The organism is Streptomyces albicerus, assembly GCF_008905045.1.
GTDB classification, from domain to species: domain Bacteria; phylum Actinomycetota; class Actinomycetes; order Streptomycetales; family Streptomycetaceae; genus Streptomyces; species Streptomyces albicerus.
Map to the genome: position 1 here is coordinate 1 of NZ_VWMY01000078.1, position 21,722 is coordinate 21,722.

The 21,722-nt window shown below is 67.2% G+C and carries 20 protein-coding genes and 2 pseudogenes; 12 read left to right on the plus strand and 10 right to left on the minus strand.

Going from position 1 to position 21,722, the window contains the following annotated elements:
• The first annotated feature begins 285 nt into the window (after positions 1 to 285).
• Positions 286 to 1,236 carry a hypothetical protein gene (locus tag GAS53_RS45370; RefSeq protein ID WP_151483643.1) on the plus strand — a complete coding sequence of 317 codons (951 nt, stop codon included), beginning with the start codon at positions 286 to 288 and terminating at the stop codon, positions 1,234 to 1,236.
• Positions 1,237 to 1,530: 294 nt separating this feature from the next.
• On the opposite strand, the gene GAS53_RS45375 is transcribed toward GAS53_RS45370, so the two are convergent.
• The 6 genes and pseudogenes from GAS53_RS45375 to GAS53_RS45400 form a co-directional block, all read right to left on the minus strand.
• Complete coding sequence (locus GAS53_RS45375) at positions 1,531 to 2,961, minus strand: APC family permease (RefSeq protein WP_151483644.1); 1,431 nt, start codon at positions 2,959 to 2,961, stop codon at positions 1,531 to 1,533.
• Positions 2,962 to 3,456: 495 nt separating this feature from the next.
• Positions 3,457 to 3,676 (minus strand): annotated as a pseudogene (locus GAS53_RS45380) (transposase domain-containing protein); the annotation flags it as partial.
• Positions 3,677 to 3,691: 15 nt separating this feature from the next.
• Positions 3,692 to 4,426: a hypothetical protein gene (locus tag GAS53_RS45385; RefSeq protein ID WP_151483645.1), complete on the minus strand. Its 735-nt coding sequence runs from the start codon at positions 4,424 to 4,426 to the stop codon at positions 3,692 to 3,694.
• A gap of 432 nt (positions 4,427 to 4,858) precedes the next feature.
• Complete coding sequence (locus GAS53_RS45390; RefSeq protein ID WP_151483646.1) at positions 4,859 to 5,338, minus strand: MarR family winged helix-turn-helix transcriptional regulator; 480 nt, start codon at positions 5,336 to 5,338, stop codon at positions 4,859 to 4,861.
• A gap of 11 nt (positions 5,339 to 5,349) precedes the next feature.
• A complete protein-coding gene (locus GAS53_RS45395; protein ID WP_151483647.1) occupies positions 5,350 to 6,411 on the minus strand; it encodes an alkene reductase in 1,062 nt (353 codons plus the stop codon).
• Positions 6,412 to 6,492: 81 nt separating this feature from the next.
• A complete protein-coding gene (locus GAS53_RS45400) occupies positions 6,493 to 7,398 on the minus strand; it encodes an NADP-dependent oxidoreductase (RefSeq protein WP_151483648.1) in 906 nt (301 codons plus the stop codon).
• 274 nt (positions 7,399 to 7,672) lie between these two features.
• Here GAS53_RS45400 and GAS53_RS58610 point away from each other — a divergent pair.
• The 5 genes and pseudogenes from GAS53_RS58610 to GAS53_RS45425 form a co-directional block, all read left to right on the plus strand.
• A pseudogene (locus GAS53_RS58610) lies at positions 7,673 to 8,031 on the plus strand (IS5/IS1182 family transposase); the annotation flags it as partial.
• A gap of 211 nt (positions 8,032 to 8,242) precedes the next feature.
• Positions 8,243 to 8,791, plus strand: coding sequence for a DUF1062 domain-containing protein (locus GAS53_RS45410; protein ID WP_151483649.1), 549 nt, complete (start codon positions 8,243 to 8,245; stop codon positions 8,789 to 8,791).
• A 616-nt stretch (positions 8,792 to 9,407) separates the two neighbouring features.
• Positions 9,408 to 9,887: a peptidoglycan-binding domain-containing protein gene (locus GAS53_RS45415; RefSeq protein ID WP_225859505.1), complete on the plus strand. Its 480-nt coding sequence runs from the start codon at positions 9,408 to 9,410 to the stop codon at positions 9,885 to 9,887.
• 47 nt (positions 9,888 to 9,934) lie between these two features.
• On the plus strand, positions 9,935 to 10,108 hold the full coding sequence (locus GAS53_RS58615) for a peptidoglycan-binding protein (RefSeq protein ID WP_151483661.1): 174 nt from the start codon (positions 9,935 to 9,937) through the stop codon (positions 10,106 to 10,108).
• A gap of 114 nt (positions 10,109 to 10,222) precedes the next feature.
• A complete protein-coding gene (locus GAS53_RS45425) occupies positions 10,223 to 10,762 on the plus strand; it encodes a hypothetical protein (RefSeq protein WP_151483650.1) in 540 nt (179 codons plus the stop codon).
• Positions 10,763 to 11,102: 340 nt separating this feature from the next.
• On the opposite strand, the gene GAS53_RS45430 is transcribed toward GAS53_RS45425, so the two are convergent.
• Positions 11,103 to 12,077: a helix-turn-helix transcriptional regulator gene (locus tag GAS53_RS45430; protein ID WP_151483651.1), complete on the minus strand. Its 975-nt coding sequence runs from the start codon at positions 12,075 to 12,077 to the stop codon at positions 11,103 to 11,105.
• A gap of 136 nt (positions 12,078 to 12,213) precedes the next feature.
• On the opposite strand from GAS53_RS45430, the gene GAS53_RS45435 reads away from it, so the two are divergent.
• Together GAS53_RS45435 and GAS53_RS45440 are read left to right on the plus strand one after the other, a co-directional pair.
• The gene (locus GAS53_RS45435) at positions 12,214 to 12,609 is read left to right on the plus strand and encodes a RidA family protein (protein WP_151483662.1); all 396 of its coding nucleotides are present in this window, start codon (positions 12,214 to 12,216) and stop codon (positions 12,607 to 12,609) included.
• 92 nt (positions 12,610 to 12,701) lie between these two features.
• Entirely contained in the window at positions 12,702 to 13,061 is a 360-nt protein-coding gene (locus GAS53_RS45440; RefSeq protein WP_225859508.1) for a DUF488 family protein, read from the plus strand.
• Positions 13,062 to 13,366: 305 nt separating this feature from the next.
• Here the strand turns inward: GAS53_RS45440 and GAS53_RS45445 are convergent, their stop codons facing one another.
• The 3 genes from GAS53_RS45445 to GAS53_RS45455 all read right to left on the minus strand — a co-directional run bounded on the left by GAS53_RS45445 (position 13,367) and on the right by GAS53_RS45455 (position 16,204).
• Positions 13,367 to 14,032 carry a class I SAM-dependent methyltransferase gene (locus tag GAS53_RS45445; protein ID WP_192583568.1) on the minus strand — a complete coding sequence of 222 codons (666 nt, stop codon included), beginning with the start codon at positions 14,030 to 14,032 and terminating at the stop codon, positions 13,367 to 13,369.
• A gap of 155 nt (positions 14,033 to 14,187) precedes the next feature.
• Positions 14,188 to 14,595, minus strand: coding sequence for a cobalamin B12-binding domain-containing protein (locus tag GAS53_RS45450; protein WP_151483653.1), 408 nt, complete (start codon positions 14,593 to 14,595; stop codon positions 14,188 to 14,190).
• A 28-nt stretch (positions 14,596 to 14,623) separates the two neighbouring features.
• Positions 14,624 to 16,204: an acyl-CoA mutase large subunit family protein gene (locus GAS53_RS45455; protein WP_151483654.1), complete on the minus strand. Its 1,581-nt coding sequence runs from the start codon at positions 16,202 to 16,204 to the stop codon at positions 14,624 to 14,626.
• Positions 16,205 to 17,424: 1,220 nt separating this feature from the next.
• On the opposite strand from GAS53_RS45455, the gene GAS53_RS45460 reads away from it, so the two are divergent.
• The 4 genes from GAS53_RS45460 to GAS53_RS45475 all read left to right on the plus strand — a co-directional run bounded on the left by GAS53_RS45460 (position 17,425) and on the right by GAS53_RS45475 (position 21,650).
• On the plus strand, positions 17,425 to 18,105 hold the full coding sequence (locus GAS53_RS45460; RefSeq protein WP_225859506.1) for an RNA polymerase sigma factor: 681 nt from the start codon (positions 17,425 to 17,427) through the stop codon (positions 18,103 to 18,105).
• A 555-nt stretch (positions 18,106 to 18,660) separates the two neighbouring features.
• Positions 18,661 to 18,918: a hypothetical protein gene (locus GAS53_RS45465; RefSeq protein ID WP_151483655.1), complete on the plus strand. Its 258-nt coding sequence runs from the start codon at positions 18,661 to 18,663 to the stop codon at positions 18,916 to 18,918.
• A 372-nt stretch (positions 18,919 to 19,290) separates the two neighbouring features.
• Complete coding sequence (locus tag GAS53_RS45470; protein ID WP_151483656.1) at positions 19,291 to 20,781, plus strand: DHA2 family efflux MFS transporter permease subunit; 1,491 nt, start codon at positions 19,291 to 19,293, stop codon at positions 20,779 to 20,781.
• A 107-nt stretch (positions 20,782 to 20,888) separates the two neighbouring features.
• Positions 20,889 to 21,650: a thioesterase II family protein gene (locus GAS53_RS45475; RefSeq protein WP_151483657.1), complete on the plus strand. Its 762-nt coding sequence runs from the start codon at positions 20,889 to 20,891 to the stop codon at positions 21,648 to 21,650.
• The last annotated feature ends 72 nt before the right edge of the window (positions 21,651 to 21,722 follow it).

Genomic DNA, 21,722 nt, shown 5'->3' on the forward strand with positions numbered 1-21,722 from the left:
CACAGCCTGACATCGTCAAGGTCCCCACCCATAACCACACCAACGACCGACCTGGCCAGCAGTCACGACAAGCACCGTTGCAGTACTAAGAAGCGATGTCGCTTGGGCGGGCTCCATGGCTTTGACCACGCTTACGGGCACGGATTGGGCACGGCCTCGACGTGAGCCGCTCGGCGGCACCCGGATTGCGCAACATGCCCGGTGTGGGCGCCGGGGGAAGCATCAGATCAACGTGTATGCAGCTCAACTCATCACTGTCAGGGAAAAGTTCGCTACTCTCCGGGCATGGCTCTCCTCGGTCGCCGGCGAATCACTGCGAGACTCGCCCCTGAACTCGACGACACCGACCTCGGCAAGGTGCGCAAGCGGCTGGTAGAGAGCCGAACCGCCGCGGGCCACAATCTCGTGGCGGCCATGATCGAGCAGTTGCTGCGCAGCAGCGGCCGGGACTGGGACCGCAGGGCTCACAGAATGAGTGTCCTCTCGGAGTCGACGGCCCCGGCGTTTCAGCACTCCTGGGCCGAGGAGCGGGCCCAGGACCCGGATGCTCAACTGCTTTACGCCTGGGGCGTCATGCTGCGCACGCGGTACCAGGAACAGCCGGACGCCAACGAGACGCACGAGGCGCTCGACGCCTGCGCACGGGCTGCGGGGCTGCGGCCGGACGACCCCAACCCCTGGGTGGTGCGCCTCGGTCTGCTGAGAGTGTGGCGACGACCGACAACGGAGGTCTTCCCGCTCTGGGCCGAGATCGTCAGACGCGACCGGTGGCACCGCGAGGCTCATCTCCAGATGCTCGGTTACCTGTCCCCCCAGGAGTGCGGTTCGTACAGACAGACGGTCGAGTTCCTCGACCGGGTGCGCGCGGAGGCCGCGCCCACCGCGCCCACGGCGGGGCTCGAGATTGCCTCCCTGGTCGACCACTACCACGGCACGCTCGCCCAGGGAGGGATCGAGGGTCTCACCGCGAGCCGTCTGTGGAGCCGCCCGGACGCCGAGGCGGCGCTGGACCGCGCTCTGGCCGACTGGCCCCGCTCTGGTTACCTGGCTCACGCAGCGGCTGTGGCCGATCTCAACGTGCTGGCGTACGCGCTCGTCCAGGCGAAGCGGGTCGCGCAGGCCGGCGAGGTGTTCCGGGCGATCCGCGGTCTGGTCACGATGTATCCCTGGGCTCTCGGTGAGGGCGGCGATCCGCTGGAGTCCTTCGGCAACTGGCAGCAGCGTGCGGGAATCTGACGATTGGCGGACCGAGCGCTCCGGCCCCGACGGCCGCTATCACTGAGGAGCTGGGACACAGGGCGGCGACGAAGCGCGGCCGGGAGACCCTTACTCGGGGCTCCCGGCCATGGCTTCCTCGGATTTCACCTCCGTGAAGGAACCCCTGGCTTGAGATCTAACCCAGCGGATTCCAATAGCTCTGCCCGGCGCTTTCAGGCGTGATCAACGCGCCCGCGACAGAGTCAAATCGGGCGAAAACTCCCAGTGGGTACGGCAGGGGGCAGTGTTCGAACGGCGAGGTCAAACCTCAAGCTAGCGCCCTCGGGACGCGCCGGACAGCCGGGGCATCGCGATGCCCGCCAGCAAGGCCCCGGGCACGGCCAGGGCCAGCCAGGTGGCGGTGGCCGTGTCGCCGCCGATGAGGGTGGTGAAGTTGGCGATGATCAGCCAGATGGCTCCGGCGAGACCGGCAGCGCCCAGGGTCGGGGCGATCAGAGTGTTCCACTTCCGGGTGTCGCCGACCTGGCGGAAGTACACGATGACCGAGACCGAGGTCATGAAGTACAGCAGCATGATCGCCAGCACCGCGAGACCGCTGAGCCAGGAGAAGAGGGTGAGGACGGGGTCCTTGCCGGCCAGCGCGAAGGGGAAAACCAGCAGCGCGGCGATCGCGGTCTGCGCGAGGCCCGCGATCCACGGCGACTGCCTGCCGTTGAGCGTGGTCAGCCGGTGAGGCAGCAGCCCTTCCCGTCCGAGGGAGAACAGGTAGCGGTTGGCGGAGTTGTGGAAGGCCAGGATGCTGGCGAAGAGCGAGGTGGCCAGCAGGATCGGCAGTGCGTCACCCGCCCACGCGCCGAGTTCGTCGGACACGGGCCCTGCAACGAAGGCCGCCCCGTCCCCGGCTTCCAGGGCCTCGCCGGCAGCGGCGGCACTGGCCGACGGTCCGTGCGCCGAGACCAGCATCCAGGAGGTGAAAGCGAAGAACGCAGTGACAAGAACGACCGCGAGGTAGGTGGCCCGGGGGACCGTCTTGTGCGCGTCGCGCGCTTCCTCGCCGTAGATCGCCGTCGCCTCGAAACCGAACATCGACGCCACCGCGAACATCAGCGCCACACCGGGCGCACCGTCGAGCGCCGCCGACAGGGAGAAGGAGGATCCGGGGGCCAGTCCTTCGGGGCCGCCGCCCTTCAGGAACATCACGACGCCGAAGACCAGCAGCAGACTGATCTCGGCCAGGACGAACACCGCGAGCATCTTGGCGCCCAGGTCGACCCCGGCCGCACCGAACGCCTGTACGATCACCATCGTGCCGACGGCGATCAGCCACCAGGGCACGTCCAACTCCAGGTACTGGATCGCCAGGCCGTTCATCACGGCTCCGAACAGCCCGTACACCGCGGCCTGGATGGCGTGGTAGGCAAGCAGCGCGACGCCCGCACTGCCGGCGCCGGCCGTGCTGCCGAGGCCCTTGCCGACATACGCGTAGAAGGCGCCCGCGTCGACCACGTGGCGGCCCATCGCGACGTAGCCGACCGAGAACAGCAGGACGACCACTCCGGCCACCACGTACATGGCGGGTACACCGGGACCGTTGCCGATGGCTATGGCGACCGGCGCCGCCCCGGCGATACCGGTGAGCGGCGCCTGCGCGGAGAGAACGAAGAAAAGGATCCCCAGAACGCCGAGCGCGTTCTGTTTGAGGGAGCCGCTGGACGTGTAGCCGTCGCCGGCTGCGTGCCGCATTCTGGACGCACTTGTAGCCATGCCTCACCTGTCGGGCGGAAGGGAAGGGGGGTTGTTTCTACTCAAACGAGATGCCCCATAGTTGCCTCAACTCGCTTGCCTGGCAAGGGATTGACGCGGGTAGAACCATAGATTGGTCGAGTTCGTGTGACTGCCCGAATCCCCTCGGCTCCCCCCGGCCGGTCAGGCATCCGCCATCACCTCAAAAGCCCCTACGGTGCTTGGTCGGTGAAGGGCTGCTCGAGCGTGCCGATTGCCTCGATACGGGCGCGCGAGGACCTCGCCGGGAGTCAGGTGGCGGGGCGAGTTGTGACCCGAACTCGTGGCCGGTGCAGCTCAAGCGGTGGGGAACTGCTGCCGTCGGAGGGCGTATTGCGTATGTCGAGGCACGCCAGATCGTATGGGGAACCATGGGGAACAGCGGGGACTGGCCACGGGGTCGACCAGGGCTCCAGCACCACTCCGCCGCAGGTCAGTGCAGCAACTACCGCCAGGTTTTCCCCACACCAGCGCGGCACCGAGATGCTCGAACAGGCCGAGCGCCAGGACGAAGTACACTCCGACGCGGGAAGGCAGGCTACGCAGTCGTTTGCTCGCGAGCCCCGGTGTCGTCCAGCACCGCATCCACCAACTCGGGCGGGATGACCTGCGTTATCGCGCCGATATGAGCGGGCGCGAACACGTCATCGGTTCCGCTCGTGACAGACTGAGCCACTGGGCCTCTGCTTTCTCAGGAAGATCTTGGTCGATCCCCTGGATAGCAGAGGCCCCTGCTGCCTCCCGCCACACGATCGGTGCTGGTCGAGCGCACCATGGCGACCAGCATCCGGGACCTGGCGGCACCGACCCGTAGCCGCTTCCGCAGGGTCTCCGCTGAGATCGGCCGCTGATACATCTCCCAATGCCGCGCATCTTCCTCACGGGCGCTTTCCAGGAGATGGTCCTCGTCCGACCGCAGCCCTCCCTGGTGATCACCAGAACCGGGAGCCGCGAAGAGTGGATCAGCGACACCGTCGTCGCTGTCTTTGGCCCTCGGCACCGCGTCGTGCACGGGATGGTGCGGGGCTTCCGGCATCGCAGGCGCTGCCGCCTGTTCGCTTTCGACGCCGCTGATGGCTTGCAGAAGGCCCGGTCCGACCTCGGCCCAGCCGATCAGCAGCAGCGGTCCGACCGCGTCAAATGCCGCCTTGCCCGTCTGACCGGCGAGCAGCGGATCCGCCACGTTCAGCGCCAAGGTCATCACACTGGAGAACACCAACAGTCGACGCGCGGGACGGAGTTGCTCCGGACGCGCGCCGTGCAGGGCAAGGTACCGGGTACCCAACAGCAGCCCCAGCACCGACAGATCCACCGCCGGAGCCACCAGGGGCGCCACCCACGGCGGCACGCCCAACCTCAAGGCCCGGGTCCACACGTTCCCGAACCCGAACAGGAAGGTCAGCCCGACCACTGCCGCCATGGTCATGGTGACAAGGCGAAGAGTGATCTCTCCTTCGAAGGAGGTGCTCGGACGCGTGCTCGTGGGCGTTGGCTGCCTGGCCATCTACCCCACCACCAGCCGTGTCCGCCGTGCCAGGGCGTAGGCGTATTGGTCGTGTCGGTCCTCGGACACAGACCGTATCCCCAACTTGTGCGGGTCGAGGCGAGCCTCGGCCCGCACGAGCTGTTTTCCGGGCTCGTAGGTGAGCCGGAGCCCGAGGTTCTCGTAGACGTCGGCCTTGTCCTGTGGTTCGGCTCTCGATCTTGCCTCTGACGCTGAGGCCCCGCGACCGCCCGTTATCTCTGACGTACGCAGGTTGGCAGTGACTCCGCCACATCCAGACGATCTGCACCCTGTGTCCGCATATCCATCTATATGTCGTATTGGGCATGCCAACATGGGGTGCAAACGGGGGAGTTACTTGGACTCTTCCCCCGCAGCGGCGCTGCTGGTGATCGCGTCGGCGATGGTGTAGGCGGTGCGGACGAAGGACTCTGCCTGCTGCGCGGAGAGGTTGCGTGCGGAGGTCTCCTCCAGGGCCTGCCACATGGCTGCGATGGGCTCGCGCATGGCGCGGCCCTTGTCGGTGAGGTGGACGACCATGACGCGTCGGTCGTGTTCGGCCGGCTCGCGGATGAGCAGGCCGGCGTCTTGCATGCGGCGTAGGGATTTGGAGACGGTGGAGTGGTCCAGGCCGACGCTGTCGAGCAGCTCGGACTGGGTCTGGCCATCACGGTCGAGGAGTTGCATCAGCAGCAGTTCCTGTCCGGGATGCAGGTCCATCTCGCGGAGCATGGCGCCGGCGCGGGCGCGGTGAGCGCGGGCGAGCTGGAAGATCGCGTAGCTCATCGGGCCCTCGCTGGCCGTGGTGGGGGTGCGAGGTGTGGGGGCGGGCATGGTGTGGTTCCTCAGACGGTGTGGGTGGGGTAGTCGGTGTAGCCGGCCACTCCGCCGCCGTAGAAGGTCGCCGGGTCGGGGGTGTTCAGCGGCGCGTCAGAGCGTAGCCGCTCGACCAGGTCCGGGTTGGCCAGCGCGAGGGCGCCGACGGAAACAAGGTCGGCCGTGCCGTGGTCGATGTCCCGGGCGCGGGTGGGCAGGTCGGTGCCGGCCCGGTTGAGGATCAGCGTGGTCGGCCACAGCGCGCGCAGAGTGGCCAGCAGCTCCTCGTCGCCCGCGTGCGTCACGTGGAGGTAGGCGAGGCCGAGCGGGCTGAGGGTGCGCAGGAGCGCCGGATACAGCTCGGCGGTGTCGGACTCGGCGATGTCGTTGTAGGGGTTGCCGGGGGAGATGCGCAGGCCGGTGCGGTCGGCGCCGATCTCGTCGGCCACGGCAGCGGCCACCTCGGCCGCGAAGCGGATGCGGTTGTCGAGGGAACCGCCGTAGCGGTCGGTGCGCTGATTGGTGTTGTCGGACAGGAACTGGTGCACCAGGTAGCCGTTGGCGGCGTGGATCTCCACGCCGTCGGCGCCCGCCGCGACGGCAGCCGCTGCGGCGCGGCGGAAGTCGTCGACGGTCGCCGCGACCTCCTGCGTCGACAGAGCACGGGGTGTCGGCATCTCCTGGGGTCCGGACGCGGTGAACATCGCGCCCTCCGGCCGGATCGCGGAAGGGGCGACCGGCCGGCGCCCGTGGGGGGTGTTGTCGGGGTGGGCGATACGTCCGGTGTGCATCAGCTGGATGACGATCCGGCCGTCGGCCGCGTGCACGGCGTCGGTGACCTTGCGCCATCCGGCGATCTGCTCGTCATTGTGGATGCCGGGGGTGAGGAGGTAGCCCTGGCCGTCGGTGGAGGGCTGGGTGCCCTCGGTGATGATGAGCGCGTGCGAGGCCCGCTGGGCGTAGTACTCGGCGTTCAGCTCGGTCGGTACGCCCTCAGGTGTGGAGCGGTCACGGGTCATGGGGGCCATGACCAGACGGTGCGGGAGGGAGATGTCACCGACGGTGGTCGGTGTCCACAGGGAGGTCAGCATGAGGGGGTCCTTCGGAGTGGTGATGACCAGGTGGTGATCGGCAGTGCGGGGCGGGGGTAGTGGACGGTGTGGTGGGTGTGATCAGTCGAGGGTGAGGACGATCTTGCCCCGGACATGTCCGGCGTCGCTGACCTGCTGGGCCGTGGGGGCCTGGTCGAGCGGGTAGGCGGTGACGGTGGTGACGAGCTTGCCGGTGGCGGCGTCCTGGGCCAGGGCGGCCAGGCGGGCGGCGGAGCGTTCCTGGCCACCGCTGGAGAAGGTGATGCCGAGTTGGTGCGCGCGGAAGTCGGCGATGGTGACGATGCGCTCGGTGCCGCCGCGCAGGGTGATGGAGTCCTCCAGGGCTCCCTTCCCGGCCAGATCGAACACCGCGTCCACGCCGTCGGGGGCGAGTGCCCGGACCCGCTCGACCAGGCCCTCGCCGTAAACGGTGGCGGTGGCGCCGAGCGAGGTGAGGTAGTCCTGGTTGCCGGGGCCGGCGGTGCCGATGACACGCGCCCCGCGGGCCGTGGCGAGCTGGACCGCCAGAGTGCCGACCGCTCCGGCCGCGCCGTGCATCAGTACGGTCTCCCCGGCGGTGACGCCGAGCAGGTCCAGGACCCGCTCGGCCGTCTCGCCCGCCACCGGCAGCGCGACCGCGTGCTGCCAGTCCAGGCCGGCGGGCTTGGGGGCGACGGTGGTGGCCAGCGCGTACTGGGCGTACGAGCCGGTGTCCGACCAGCCCACCACCTCATCGCCCACCTTGACGTCCTGCACGCCCGCACCCAGGGCGTCCACCACGCCGGCGAGCTCGTGACCGGGGACGGAGGGGAAGGCCGTCGGGCGGACGGCCTCCATCATCCCGGAGCGGATCTTGCCGTCAATCGCGTTCAGCCCGGCCGCCTTGACGCGGACGCGGACCTGGCCGGGGCCGGGCTGCGGGACCTCGATGTCCGCTGCGTGCAGTACTTCTGTGCCGCCGAAACGGTCGAACAGGATGGCCTTCATGACGACTCCTCTCGTGCCGCCACCCATTTAGGTGGCTGGACACATAATCAAGGTAGCACAACATGTGGCTAGCCAAGTATTGGTTGCCGCTCGGGCTGCGCAAGATCGGCCGCGGTCGCGTCGGTCCCCTTGGGACGGCGGTCGAAGCGGGAGAGGACCAAGAGGTGTCGTGCGGGGCGGAGTTGTGCGGGAGGAGCGTCGTGCAGGGCGAGGTAGCGGGTGCCGAGCAGTAGGCCGATGACGGACAGGTCGACGGCCGGGGCGACGAGCGGGGCTCCGCGTCGCCCGCCTGGGCGGCGGGCATCCTCGCACCCGCCCCGATCGCCTTGGCGGCGACAAGGCGTACGGCTCCCGCCGTAACCGCCGCTACCTGTGCAGACGCCGGATCAAGCACACCACCCAGAGCCGAGGGACTAGCGGGCCAGCCGCAAGTGCCGGGGCAGCAAAGGCGGTTGGCCCGCCGGCTTCGACAAGACGATCTGCAAGCGTGGGAGCGAGGCCGAGCGGACGATCAACAGGCTCAGGAACTTCCGGGCCGTGGCCACGAGGTGCGACGAGCGGGCTTACCTCTTCCACGGCACCGTCACCGTCGCCGCGATCTGGCTCTGGCTCTGGCTCTGGCTTCTTCCGTGATCCGCCGGATGGAACCTGGCGGTGAGGCGCTCGAAAACCAGTGGAGCAGCGCCGCTGTGCTGCCTTACCCTGCTGCCGAGCCAAGTCGTCTAGGCAAGGACGTGCCGTTGTACACCCTGTGAGACCTCCCGAGAGCTGATCTGTCGCGCGTCGCGCATGTGCGCCGCGCTCCTTTTTGCTGCGGACTTCTCACTGAAACCGGTGTACTTCTGTGCTCAATAGCTGGGTGGTCATGCCCACCTGCCTGCCGAACGTTCTCCGCCGTTGCCACGCGTGCGCGTCCGAGCGCTTCCGGGCGAACGGCAAATTTCGTGTCAACGCAAACCACAAGCTCCTGGACGCCTGGCTCCTCGTGCTCTGTACCGCTTGCGGGGACACGGCAAAGCTCACGGTCCTGGAGCGGATGAACGTGCGCTCCGTACGACCTGAGCTGCTGGACCGGATGCATGCCAACGACCCTGGCCTGGCAGCTGAGTTGCTCCAGGATCCGGTCTTGCGGCGCCGTAATCGCATCGCCCTCGACTGGGACAACGCCTGGCGCCTCGACACCGGCGGATCGGATCACCTGGACCGCGAGGTGATCGACGTCTCGGTGCGCTTTGCGGCGCGGATCCCTGTCCGGCCGGTGCGACTGATCGCTGACGGTTGCGGTCTCTCGCGGGCTGAGGTCGAGCGACTGATCACGGAGGGGAAGGTCGTTTCGGCAGTCCGGCTGAGCGGCAAGCTTTCCGGCGACTTCACCTTCACGCTCAAGCGCTGAGCCCTCGTCGGGACCACGGGCCTGTCCGGCGTGATCCGCCGGACAGGCCCTGGCGGAAGCCGGGTCTGCGGCCTTCCGCAACTCCCCGTCACTTGATAGCCGACATGGGGTGGAGCGGGAAGGCGAGGACCCTGCAACTGCTCTCCTTCACCCGGGCCGTCACGCCTCACCAGCTCCACGCCTGGCTGACGATGGGCGCGGCCGTGTGCTTGCGCGGCCTCTGCTGCCGTGCCACGGCCGTCGGCGCAGTACGTCCACAGCGGGGCGAACGGGAGCGTGCGGCGCAGCTCGTAGGGGCGCACACCGCAGATGGACCCGTAGGGCGGCTTCTCGTGGTCCCAGTGGTAGCGGCAGTCGAGCTCAACAAGGTCGCGGCTGTAGGACCAGAGTCGCGGCTGTAATGCCAGAGCGGTCTCGTCCGCTGCCTTGTGCGTATTCCGGTGTGTGCGACGACCGTTCCTTGTGGGGCAAACGACCGGCACACTCAGCGACCGGGCCGGGCTACTGTGCCCGTCGTGCGGGGCTGACACCGGCCGTGGCGAGCGCGCATGACCTCACTCTTGCTCTCCCGCTCATCACCCGGACCGCTCAGTGATCATCTACGAAGGGGATACTCGTGAAGCTGCCCAGCCGTCGCCTCGCCGGACTGGCCACTACAGGAGCCACTGTCGCCGCACTGATGGGGGCCGCGGTCGTCGCAGCTCCCTCTGCCTCGGCTCATGGCACTTACCGCCACTGCACCAACTCGACATCGTTCACCGCGGCCAACGTCAACGACTACAGGGCGTCGATTCCCATCGGCTACGTCAATTCCGCCGAGACCCTCAATTGCTACCTCACGAACGGTGATTCGGGACCCGGCGTGTCGGCTCTTCAGCGGGCCCTCAACCGCTGCCACTCGGCAGGGCTGGTGGCCGACGGCGTCTTCGGCGACTTGACGGAGGCCGCGCTGAGAAGCGCGCAGCGTGCAACTGGCGCGACCGTGGACGGCGAGTACGGCCCCAACACTCTGACGCACATCAAGTGGCCTGCCTTCCGCCAGAGCACAGGCCAGTTTGTGGCCTGCTACCGGTCGGGCCAGCTCGCATGGGTCTGATCACAGCCTGAGGCAGGGCGGCCTTCCGACCGTGCTACGGGCGTTCCATCGCCGTCGACTGCGCATTCGGGCCGGCCACGCGAGATGCCCTCGAGTACGCCCAGAGGCAGGAGGGGACCACCGTTGACGGCCAGTACGGCGAGCAGGGGTTCAAGAATCTGAGGTGGGCGAGGTACACGCAGGACGGGACGCGCAACGACTGTGCCAGCGACAGCTTCTAGCCAACACCGACGCCGGGGGCCGGAACGGCCCGCCGCTCCGTGCGGGTCAGGCCCCGGCGTACGCTCACGGGCGCACCGTCGAACGATGGCGAACACGAGAGGAAGACACCGTCCTTGCACGACGACGACCCGGCCTGGGGGCCGCTTCCCGTCCGTCCGGCCGCACTGCGCTGGCTGCTGCTTCTTCCCGCGACCCTGGTGTTCCTGCCGCTGTGGTTGGTGGTGTGGGTCTTCCTCGCGATCTGCCTCTACTGCGTAGCGCCGGTGGCCGAGCTGATCGTCTACATGGTGCCGCGTGCCGAGAACGGCGCGACACGGATGCTGGACGCCACGCTGGGCCGGGTGCCGTTCGTCCCGCTCTGGTGCGTGACCCCGGTGGCGCTGGTGCGGGAGGGTGACACGGCGTACTACCAGGCGCGCGTGGACCGGCGCATCGAGAAGCAGACCCGGCGAGTGGAGACCTCCCAGCACCGTCGCGAATACCACCGTGACCTGGAACTCGGAGCACACTACTTCCGGGGCGCCGGCGCCGGTTACGTCCTGCGCGTCGCCTCGGAACGGGGCTGGAACCTCCATCCGGTGCTGCGCTCGCACCCCCGGCGCCGGCTCCGGCTGCGCCACAACGGACGGCCACGGCCGGACTTCAGGAACTGACGGTCCCGGACGGTCTTCCTCAAGGGCGCCCGCCCCGCCCAATCGACCAACGGCGAACCAACCGACGCACTCCGTGCCACTGCGCGCGGACATCGAGACGGACTTTGACTCCCTGTCACACTCCGCCGTCATGGTGAGGCTCCGGCATCAGGTCAAGGACAAACGGTGCCAGGAGTCCTTGACCATCCGCACATCGTTCACCACCGTCCGCCAGTCAGGACGGAGTTGCTCCCTCCGCGCCGTCGCACGTGCAGAGGGGCACTGAGGCTGTTGAGCCGGGCTCCCGGCGTCGGTCTTGACGCGGATCCGCGTAGAAAGCGGTCATTGGGGAGCGCCAGTCTCAGGATGAGTCTCCGTAGCGGGTGGCGATCGCGGCGGCGCGGTTGCGTAGGGAGGTGCGCAACGACTGCGGGGCCAGGGCTTCCGCGTCCGTGGTGAGCTGCCACAGCGCCCATTCGGCGTGTCGTGAATCTTGGAAGGTCACCTCCAGCCGTAGCCAGCCGTCTGCGTCGGGTTCTTCCGCGCGGACGGCCAGCGCGGTGTCCAGCAGGTCCTCCCGCCGCGCCGGGTTCACCCGCACCAGCACGGTGATGTGGTCGCTGCCGGAGAGAAACTGCGCGGATCGTTCCCGCCAGATCCGGTCCAGATCGACCCGGTTCGGCCGCTGTGCCGATTCGGGGAGTTCCTCGGCCGCCAACACCCGCGACAGCCGGTAGGTGCGGTCCGCGCCGGATCTCGTGGCCAGCAAGTAGGCCCGGTCGCGCACGGTGACCAGGCCGATCGGGTCCACCGTGCGCCACTGTGGTGTCTGGCCTGTGGCCGCGTAGTGGATGCGCAGCTTGTGTCCGGCGAGCACCGCGCGCCGGACCTCGATCATGGTGGTGTCGGGTACCTCCTCGGTGACCAGCCGGCGTGAGAGCAGGTCGGTCTCCGGGTCGACGAGAAAGCGCTGGGCCGCGTCGCTCGCGGTGGCCCGGTGGCTTTCGGGCAGTGCGTCGACCACCTTCCGCATGGCCGAAGCGAGCGCCGAGCCGAGGCCGAACACCTGCTCGCCGCGCCCTGATCCGGCGGTCAGCAGGGCAAGGGCCTCGTCGTGGTTCAGACCGGTGAGCTCGGTCCGGAAACCGGGCGACAACGCGAAACCGCCGTGCCTGCCGCGTTCGGCGTAGACGGGGACGCCGGCCGCGGACAGCGCCTCGATGTCGCGCAACACAGTGCGGGTGGATACCTCCAGCTCGCGGGCCAGCGTGTCCGCGGTCAGCCGACCGCGCTGACGCAGCAGCAGCACCAGCGAGACCAACCGGTCGGCGCGCATACGAGAACGTTATCGGAATACGTGACCAAGGATGTCGTGATTTGTTGCGAGGCTCTCCAACACGACGTCGAAGCCGGCGGCTACCGAGCCGATGGCCGTACGTACTTCCAATGAATCGAATGGAGCTGACGTGGCAATGGAACGAACGGTGGTCAACCCGGTGACGTGGTCGGTGGAGATGGGATTCAACCAGGGTGAGGTCGTCTCCGGGCACACCCGGACCCTGTACATCTCGGGGCAGACCGCGATGAGCGGCGACGGCAAGCCCCAGCATGACGGTGACATGGCGGCGCAGTTGGCGCTGAGCATCGACAACCTGGAGGCCGTGCTCGGCGAGGCCGGCATGTCTCTCGCGAACCTCGTCCGGCTCAACGTCTTCACGACCGACGTCGATCTGCTTTTCCAGCACTACGGCGTGCTGGCGGCGCGGTTGGGCGCCGCCAGGGTGGCGCCGACCACCACGATGCTCGGGGTGACACGGCTGGCGATCCCCACCCTGATGGTCGAGCTCGAGGGAACCGCCGTCGCGTGATGCGACCTCGCCGCCTACGCCTACGCCTACGTCACCGGCGCCGGTTGAACCGGCACAACTAGCAGGCAGATGGGGGATATCCGGTGCTCAGAATGGTGACGATCGGCGTCTACGGCCTCGACGGTGAGTCCTTCCTACAACGACTGCGGCACGCGGACGTCCGCCTGCTGCTCGACGTACGTCAGCGCCGCGGTGTCCGTGGACCCGAGTACGCCTGGGCGAACTCGCTCCGGCTGCAGGCGGCCCTCGCCCACGCCCGGATCACCTACGAGCACCACCCCGAGCTCGCCCCGACCACCGAGCTACGCCAGCTCCAGTACGCCGAGGACGACCGCCAAGGGGTCGGCAAGCGCTCGCGCCGCGAACTCGCCACCGAGTACACCCGCCGCTACACCACCGAGATCCTCGACAGCGCCGACCTCACGCCGGTTCGTGTCGGCGCTGTCGAGTAGTGGGGTCGCAGCGTTGTTCTGTGTTGAGCGCGACCCGGAAGCCTGCCACCGCTCGCTGATCGCCCAGCGATTGGCCGAGCAACACCGCGTCACGATCGAGCACCTGCGCCCGTGGTGATGGACGAGTCGGATGCCACGCTGCACGCGGGCATCCCGTGCTCCTCGCCCGAGGCACAACGGGGTCTCCTCGGGCGGCTTGATCACACACACGTTCAGCCTTCAGCCCTCAACACCCCACCCATGCCCGGGGAATGCCCTGCTCACGGCCTTCTGCGACACGCTAGGGGCGACCGCCTGACGGACCGTCAGGGGACCTCGGCTTCGAAGAGGGCGGCGCAGCCGTAGACGGAGAGCTTGTGGGAGGGGAAACGGGCGGCCAGCTCTGTGCGCAGGTCGTCGAGGCTGTCTTCGGAATTGTGCATCACGCCGCGCCAGTTCCAGGTCGAGAAGCCGGCCCGGGCAGCCGCCCCCACCGGTACGCCTTTGCTGAGCACGGTGGCGCCGAAGAGGCGCCCACCCGGCCGTACGCAGGCCGCGACGTGGTCCAACACCTTGGCCTTCTGGCGAATGCTGCCGGGCACGCAGTGCAGCAGGAAGTTCATCGACGCTGAGCCGAAGGCCGCCTTGGGAAGTGGTAGCGGTTCCAGCGCGTTGGCCCGGACCGTATTGACGTCGAAGCGAGCCAGGCGACGGGCCGCGTGACGCAGCGAGTGCTCGTTCAGGTCGGCCAGGGTGATGGCCTGCTGCGGTGCGGTGCGGCAGTTGTCCAGGAAGTAGCCGGTGCCCACACCGACGTCCAGATGGTCCGGGGAGACGTTGCGGTCGAACATGGCGACCACCTCGGGCACCGGGACGCGGAAGAGGAACCGGCAGTTGATCTTGAACGCTACCAAGTCGTACAGAGGCAGCGTCCACGGCAGGTACATGGCCTGGCCGGCGCGCACCTGGTCTGAATGGGGCGAGGTGGTCACATGGAACCTCCGGCCGGAGGGGCGAATGCGTCTGGCCATGACTATACGTGGCGGAAGTGCCTTGCCCCGCGAGGCAGTTGGGCGGCCGCCGTACTCCGTCTGACCATCAAGGATGCGGATCAGACGGAGTACGGCGGCGACATGAAAGCGCGGGGTCAGGATGGGACCATGCCATCGACTCGGTCACGGAGCCATTCCACGATGTGCCCCGTCGGCGTTCCCGGGGTGAAGATCTCAGCCACTCCCAGCTCTTTGAGCGGCGCGATGTCGGCCTCTGGAATGATGCCGCCGCCGAAGACCTCGATGTCCGCAGCGTCACGTTCCCTCAGCAGGGCGATCACTTTGGGAAAGACTGTCATGTGTGCCCCGGACAGGACGGACAGCCCCACGAAGCCGGCGTCCTCCTGGATCGCGGTGCTCACGATCTGCTCGGGCGTCTGATGGAGACCGGTGTAGATGACCTCCATTCCGGCGTCGCGCAGCGCCCGTGCGACGACCTTCGCCCCACGGTCGTGACCGTCTAGGCCCGGCTTTGCCACGATGATCCTGATCTGGTCGTGCATTGTTGCGTCACCCTTTCTCACGGCGGGTTCAGAAGGCATCGGTGGGGGAGTAGGTGCCCCACATGTCACGGAGCGCGTCGCACACCTCGCCGATGGTGGCTCCGGCGGCGAGGGCGTCCTTCATCGGGTACAGGACGTTGTCCGTGCCCCCAGCGGCCTTCTTCAGCCGGGTGAGCGCTTCGTCCACACGGGAGAAGTCCCGCCAGGCGCGCAGCTTGCAGATGCGTTCGGCCTGCTGGGCCTCGATGGAGGGGTCCACGCGAAGGGGCTCGTACGGCTCCTCCTCGTCGAGCTGGTAGCGGTTGACGCCCACCACCACCCGCTCGCCGGAGTCCGTCTCCTGCGCGATGCGGTACGCGCTGCGCTCGATCTCGCCCTTCTGGAAGCCGTGCTCGATCGCGTTGACCGCGCCGCCCAGCTCCTCGACCTTGGCCATCAGCCCGACGGTGGCCGCCTCGATGTCACCGGTCATCTTCTCGATGACGTAGGAGCCCGCGAACGGGTCCACGGTCGCCGTCACGTCGGTCTCGTAGGCCAGCACCTGCTGGGTCCGCAGGGCCAGGCGGGCGCTCTTGTCCGTCGGGAGCGCGATCGCCTCGTCGAAGGAGTTCGTGTGCAGCGACTGCGTGCCGCCCAGCACCGCGGCCAGGCCCTGTACCGCGACGCGCACCAGGTTCACCTCCGGCTGCTGGGCCGTCAGCTGCACCCCGGCCGTCTGCGCGTGGAACCGCAGCATCAGCGACTTGGGGTTCTGCGCCCCGAACTCCTCGCGCATCACCCGGGCCCAAATGCGCCGGGCGGCACGGAACTTGGCGACCTCCTCCAGGATCGTCGTCCGCGCGACGAAGAAGAACGACAGACGGGGCGCGAAGTCGTCGACGTCCATGCCGGCCGCGACCGCGGTGCGTACGTACTCGATGCCGTTCGCCAGCGTGAACGCGATCTCCTGCGCCGGCGAGGCACCCGCCTCCGCCATGTGATAGCCGGAGATCGAGATGGTGTTCCACTTCGGCATCTCGGCCTTGCAGTACTTGAAGATGTCCGCGATCAGCCGTAGCGAGGGCTTGGGCGGGAAGATGTACGTGCCGCGCGCGATGTACTCCTTCAGTACATCGTTCTGGATCGTCCCCGTCAGCCGGTCCGCGCTGACGCCCTGCTCTTCGGCGACCAACTGGTACAGGAGTAACAGCAGCGCGGCCGGCGCGTTGATCGTCATCGAGGTGGACACCCGGTCCAGCGGGATCCCGCCGAACAGGATGCGCATGTCGTCGATCGAGTCGATCGCCACCCCGACCTTGCCGACCTCGCCCGAGGCGATCGGCGCATCCGAGTCGTGGCCCATCTGGGTGGGCAGGTCGAAGGCGACCGACAGGCCCATCGTCCCGTTCGCGATCAACTGCTTGTAGCGCGCGTTGGACTCGGCAGCCGTACCGAAACCGGCGTACTGCCGCATCGTCCACGGCCGGCCCGTATACATCGACGGGTAGACCCCGCGTGTGAAGGGGTACGAGCCGGCCTCACCGAGTTGTGTCGCGGGATCCCACCCCGCGAGCGCGTCCGGTCCGTAGACCGGTTCGATGGGAATTCCGGACTCAGAGTTGCGCGCCATGGTGCCTTGCCTCCATGAGTATTCCTCCCGTTGATGATCTCGATGTGTTTGCGTCGGTTTCGCAGAAGCGGAGAAGCAGAGAAGCGAAGAGCGCGCAGCGCGGTGTGCTGCGAACGCCCGTGAGCGGTACCGGCGCGTCCGGGCGGTGCGGTGCGCGGCGGCCGGCAACCGTTGGCGGCCGGCGGGTATGGGGAAGTCGAACGCGGCGCGGCGGGCGGTCGGCTCTGGAGGCGGCGGTGCGGCCGCGTTCGACGGGCTGTCAGTCGGTGACGAGCCGTGCTCGGCGGCGGGAGATGACGTTGGCGTGGGCTCCGGCGACCACGAACGCGCTTTCTTCGCTGGACCGACGCCACCCGGAATTCCATGTTCCGAAATTCCGGCACAGGAAATGGTATTCCGTGAATGGGAGGATAGAAGGCCGTGATCGTGCCAGTCAATAGGAGACTGGTTGCGAGGAAACCCGTTTTTAGTTACTCGTCGGGAAACAAGTTCGGTCTGCGGGCGTGCCGGCGGAGGCGCGACCAGGGTGGCCGGGGGTCGCCTCTACGTCCCGTGCAGCTGCTGGTGCGCTGCAACAGGGATGTAATAAATCGGCGACCAGTCCAAGATTGAACTTATTGGGCGTCGCAGCCTGCGCAAGGTCGGCATAGTTGAATCTCGGTCACCTTTTGATTGGTTGAATGATGAAAGGGGTGCGCTCGTGCCGTGGCTAAGGGCACATCCCGTCTTACGGAACGGGAAATTCCCTCTCAAGTTGCACGTGAAAGCGGCAGGTCACGGGCATTTCGCCGCTGGGTCTGGCTGACCTGGAGGCCTCCCGAACTCACCGTTCCGGTGCCGCTGTTGGCGGGGGAGCCTTTGACGGGATCCGGACTGTTCGACATACTCCTTTCGGCGTTGGCTTGTTTCTGGGACTTCGGTGAAGGAATAGGGGGCGGTGTGGGGCGGCATTGTCTTGGCTGAATTGTCTTGGCTGAATTGATTGATGATTCAACTCTTCGGGGGAGTGATGGTCGTCCTGGCTGAACGTGAGGTAATTCACACGCAATCAGTGAGGTTCATCTGCGTCACTGCGCGGCTCGGGAAGCGCTGCCGTCGAACGGGAGTCCTGCGCGCTCGGAGATCGTAACGCGATCTTGTTGAGGGGTGCTGATCGGGAGTGACTGGTGTGACGATTCTGCTCAGATCGAGCGGCTGCTGCCGCTGGAGTCAACACCATCATGCGGTCGGCGGTGATAAGGAAACTGAAAAACGGGGGAAATAGAAATATGCGTACGCCTACCCTGAATGAGCTTGTCGACGACTGCATAGCTGGGAACCAGGACAGTTGGAGCCGGATCGTAGAGCGATACACGCCGTTGATATGGGCGATCGCCAGGGGCCATAGGCTGAGTGCGGCCGACAGCGAGGATGTCAGTCAAACCACCTGGATGCGGGTGATCCAGCATCTGGACAAACTCCGCGATCCAGAGAAGCTCGCCCAGTGGATCGCGGTGTCAGCCCGCCGGGAGAGTCTCAAGCTCATCGAGAAGTCCGGTCGCAGCGTGCCGGTCGGGGACTCACCGGTCTTCGACCGCTCGGAGCCGTCGGAGAACCACCCGGAGGAAAGGGCGATGGCGAAGGAGCGCAACGACGAGGTGCTGCTCGCGTACTGTGCACTTTCGCCGAAATGCCAGGCGCTGCTTGGACTGCTGGTGACTGACCCGCCGATGTCCTACGACGAGATCAGCGCCACGCTGGGCATGCCGCGGGGTTCACTGGGACCCATGCGGGCGCGCTGCCTGGCCCATCTGGGGAAGCTTCTGGAGCGTGAAACGGAGCGATCGCAGTGGGCGGCGGAGCAGCTCAACGCGATCACGCGCTCCGGTCTGCGGACCTACGCGCTGGAGCAGCACCGCTGACCCAGCGAGCACCGCTGAACTGCGCGTTTCGCTGATAGTGCCTGCCGGCCCTGGGCGAGGGAGCCTGACCGGGCTTCGGCCGTTCCGGCAGGAAGGCACTTTCAGTGCGCACACCGCCGGGTCGCGTCCCTGGGTGGACGTCCCGGCCCGACGGGGGTGGGGTGGTATGCCACGCCGTGCGTCGACTGTCCTGGCGCCCAAGGCATTACGGCCCAAGGCATTACGCCTGTCGGAAGAAGGCGTCGGCAGGGGAAGCGGATCTCCGGAAACGGAGGCATCTGCCCCGGCCGACCAGACACCTGGGCGACGCTCGCCCTGGCCGGCCTGGCCTGACCCGGCTGACCGTTCACGCGCCTGTCGCGTTCGCGCAGGTGACCACCGCGGACGGCGACGGCGATCACCTGCGCGAACGCCTCAAAACCTGGAACCGGTACGCAATCAACCGATTCACCGACTCAAGTGAGTCTCTGGTTCTCGGTATTGATCCGTTTGAAGTGCACGTATAGCCTGGGTTTCTGTTTGATGAATGATCTAGCGGGGTGGAGGGTGGGTGGCATGAGCGAATCGAGCGAGGCAAAGGCGACAGAATCAGGTGATGAAACGCTGGCCAAGCTTGGCAGTGCCCTCGGACAGCCGCCACGCAGCATGCTGGACAACGCCAATGCACTGTTTGCGTTCATCTCCGAAGATGACGATGCGCGAAGCGCCGATTCCGTTTCCGCTGCGCCGGCGACTCCGGCCGACCAAGTGCGCGGCGACGAAGCTCTCCTGACGACCAGCGGCCTGCGGCCGCTTGCGCACCAGGGCGATTGACGCCGGCTCAGGGCTTGCAGAGCCAACTGGCTGCGTAGTTGAGGGTGTTGTCCCGTATCGGCATGTGCGGCAGCGTCGGCTGCTGACAGGGCCCAGCGAGTCACCGGCCAGGGAACGATCCAGGGGTCTACCGGCGCTGCCGCCTGCGCGGGCGTCGTCTGTGGCGCGTTCGGCGTGGCTTACCTTCTCCTCCGGACCCGGCCTGCCGGGCGACGGAGTCGATGTGACGTCTGCCATAGCTGCCGCGGAATCCTGCCGCGACTGTATCCAGAGCGAACCTGCCCGGATCTGTGACTCATGGCAAAGGGACATGCCAGCTCCAGGGGGAGAACGTGGTGGTCCCATCGGTCGCAAATGTCGGGAAGGAAACCCGTGACCGTTGAACGTAATCCATGGCAGGCTCTGGGCGCGCTGATCGTCGGCTTCTCCCTCATCGTGCTGGACATGACCGTCGTGGCGGTCGCCAACCCCGTGATCATGGAGGGGTTGAATGCCGGCGTCTCCGAAGTGATCTGGGTGACCAGCGCCTACTTGCTCACCTACGCGGCGCCGCTGCTGTTCACCGGACGGCTGGGTGACCGCTTCGGCCCCAAGAACGTCTATCTGACCGGCCTGGTGGTGTTCACGCTCGCCTCGCTGTGGTGCGGCATGGCGGAGAGCATCGACATGCTGATCGCGGCCCGCGCCGTGCAGGGCCTCGGGGCCGCGCTGATGACACCCCAGACCATGGCGATGATCACTCAGATCTTCCCCGCAGAAAAGCGCGGTGCCGCCATGGGTGCGTGGGGCGGCGCCGCCGGCGTCTCCATGCTGCTGGGCCCGGTCGTCGGCGGGCTGTTGGTGGACTCCGCAGGCTGGGAGTGGATCTTCCTGATCAACGTGCCGATCGGCATTCTCGCCCTCGCTCTGGCGTGGAAGCTGCTGCCGGCGCTGCCGACCAAGAACCAGGCGTTCGACCCGCTCGGTGTCCTGCTGTCCTGCGCGGGCATGTTCCTGCTGGTCTTCGGCCTTCAAGAGGGCAACAACAAGGACTGGTCGGCCGGTATCTGGTCGGTGATCGCCGCGGGGCTGCTCGTGCTGGCGCTGTTCGTGGTGACGCAGGCGCGCAGCAAGGGCGAGCCCCTGCTGCTGTTGAGCCTGTTCCGCGACCGCAACTTCGCGCTGGCGAACGTGGGGATCGCGGCCATGGGCGCGGCGGTGACCGCGATGACCGTGCCCTCGTACTTCTATCTGCAGGGCGTGCGCGGGCTCTCCTCGATGGAGTCGGCCCTGATCTTCGCTCCGCTGGCGATTCTGACCGGCGTCTTCTCCCCGGTCATCGGCAAGATGTCCGACAAGGCGCATCCGCGGACCTTCACCACCATCGGCTTCGTGCTGTTCGCCGTCACGATCGTCGCGTACAGCGTGCTGATGGTGGACCCGGACTCGCCGCTCTGGATGTTCTCCGCCACGGCCGCCCTGACCGGTATCGCCAACGGCATGGCCTGGGGTCCGCTGGGCGCCATCGCCACCCGTAACCTCCCCATGCACCAGGCCGGTGCCGGCTCGGGCATCTACAACACCAATCGGCAGATGGGCGCCGTGCTCGGAAGTGCCGCGGTCGGTGCGTTGTTCGCCAACCGGATCGAGGCGCACCTGCCGCGCATCGTCGGCGGTGGGGCGCAGTTCGAAGGCAGCGCCAGTGCGGTTCCGAGCGCGGTCCACGAGCCCTACAGCGAGGCCTTGAGCGAAACGGGCCTGCTGCCCGTCGCCTTCCTGGTGCTGGGCGCGGTCGCCTGTTCTCTGTTCCTCCGCTTTCCGCCGCAGGAGCCGGAGAGGGAGACCGAGGACGTCGCTTTGCAGAAGGTGGAAGACGCTGTCTGAAGTCAGCCGAAAAGGACGCGTCGGCCGACCTTTCCGGCCGGCCCGCGCCAGTTTTATCCGCAGCCTCCCGCTGCGGATGTTGTGCATGTGAACGGGGAGGGCGTCGTATGGGTACCGCAGAAGATTTTGGTCTCTGGATTCGCAAGCTGAGCTCCGCGGAGTCTCCCAGGGCCAGGCTGATTTGCTTTCCTCATGCCGGGGGATCGGCGAACTTCTACTTCCAGTTCGCGCGCCGCTTCAGCGATCTGGAAGTGCACGGGGTGCAATACCCCGGCCGGCAGGACCGTCGGCACGAGCGTTTCCGGGAGAGTATCGAGGAATTGGCCGGCGAGATCGCCGAGCTCATGGGCGAGTGGAACGACCTGCCGGTCGTCCTGCTGGGCAACAGCATGGGTGCGCTGGTGGCCTTCGAGGTGACCCACCGTCTGGAGGCGACGGGTAACGCGCCCTTGTCCCTCTTCGCCTGCGGCCGGGTGGGGCCGATGCTGCGCAAGGACGAGGGAACCCACCTCAAGGGCGATGACGCCTTCCTTCGGGAGATGGCGCTGCTGGGCGGCATGGGGAGCGAGTTGCTGCAGGACGACGAGATCCTCGACCTCGTCCTGCCTCCCATGCGCGCCGATTACCGGATGGCGGAGACCTATTCCTGCGCGCCGGGGATGCAACTCTCCGTGCCGATCCATGTGCACATCGGAAAGGCCGACCCCAAGGTGAACGAGGATGAGGCAGCCGAGTGGAAGCAGTGCACCACCGGGGAGTTCACCCTGGAGACACATGAGGGCGGCCACTTCTTCTTCACCGACAACGGCGACCGCCTGACCGATTCCGTCAACCGCTCCGTGGAAGACGCGCTGTCGGCAAAGGCGTGACCACTCTCCAGGGCCGTGGTCCGCGGCTGCGTTACATCCAGGTAAAACAGCCCGGACACGGCGTTGGACGTA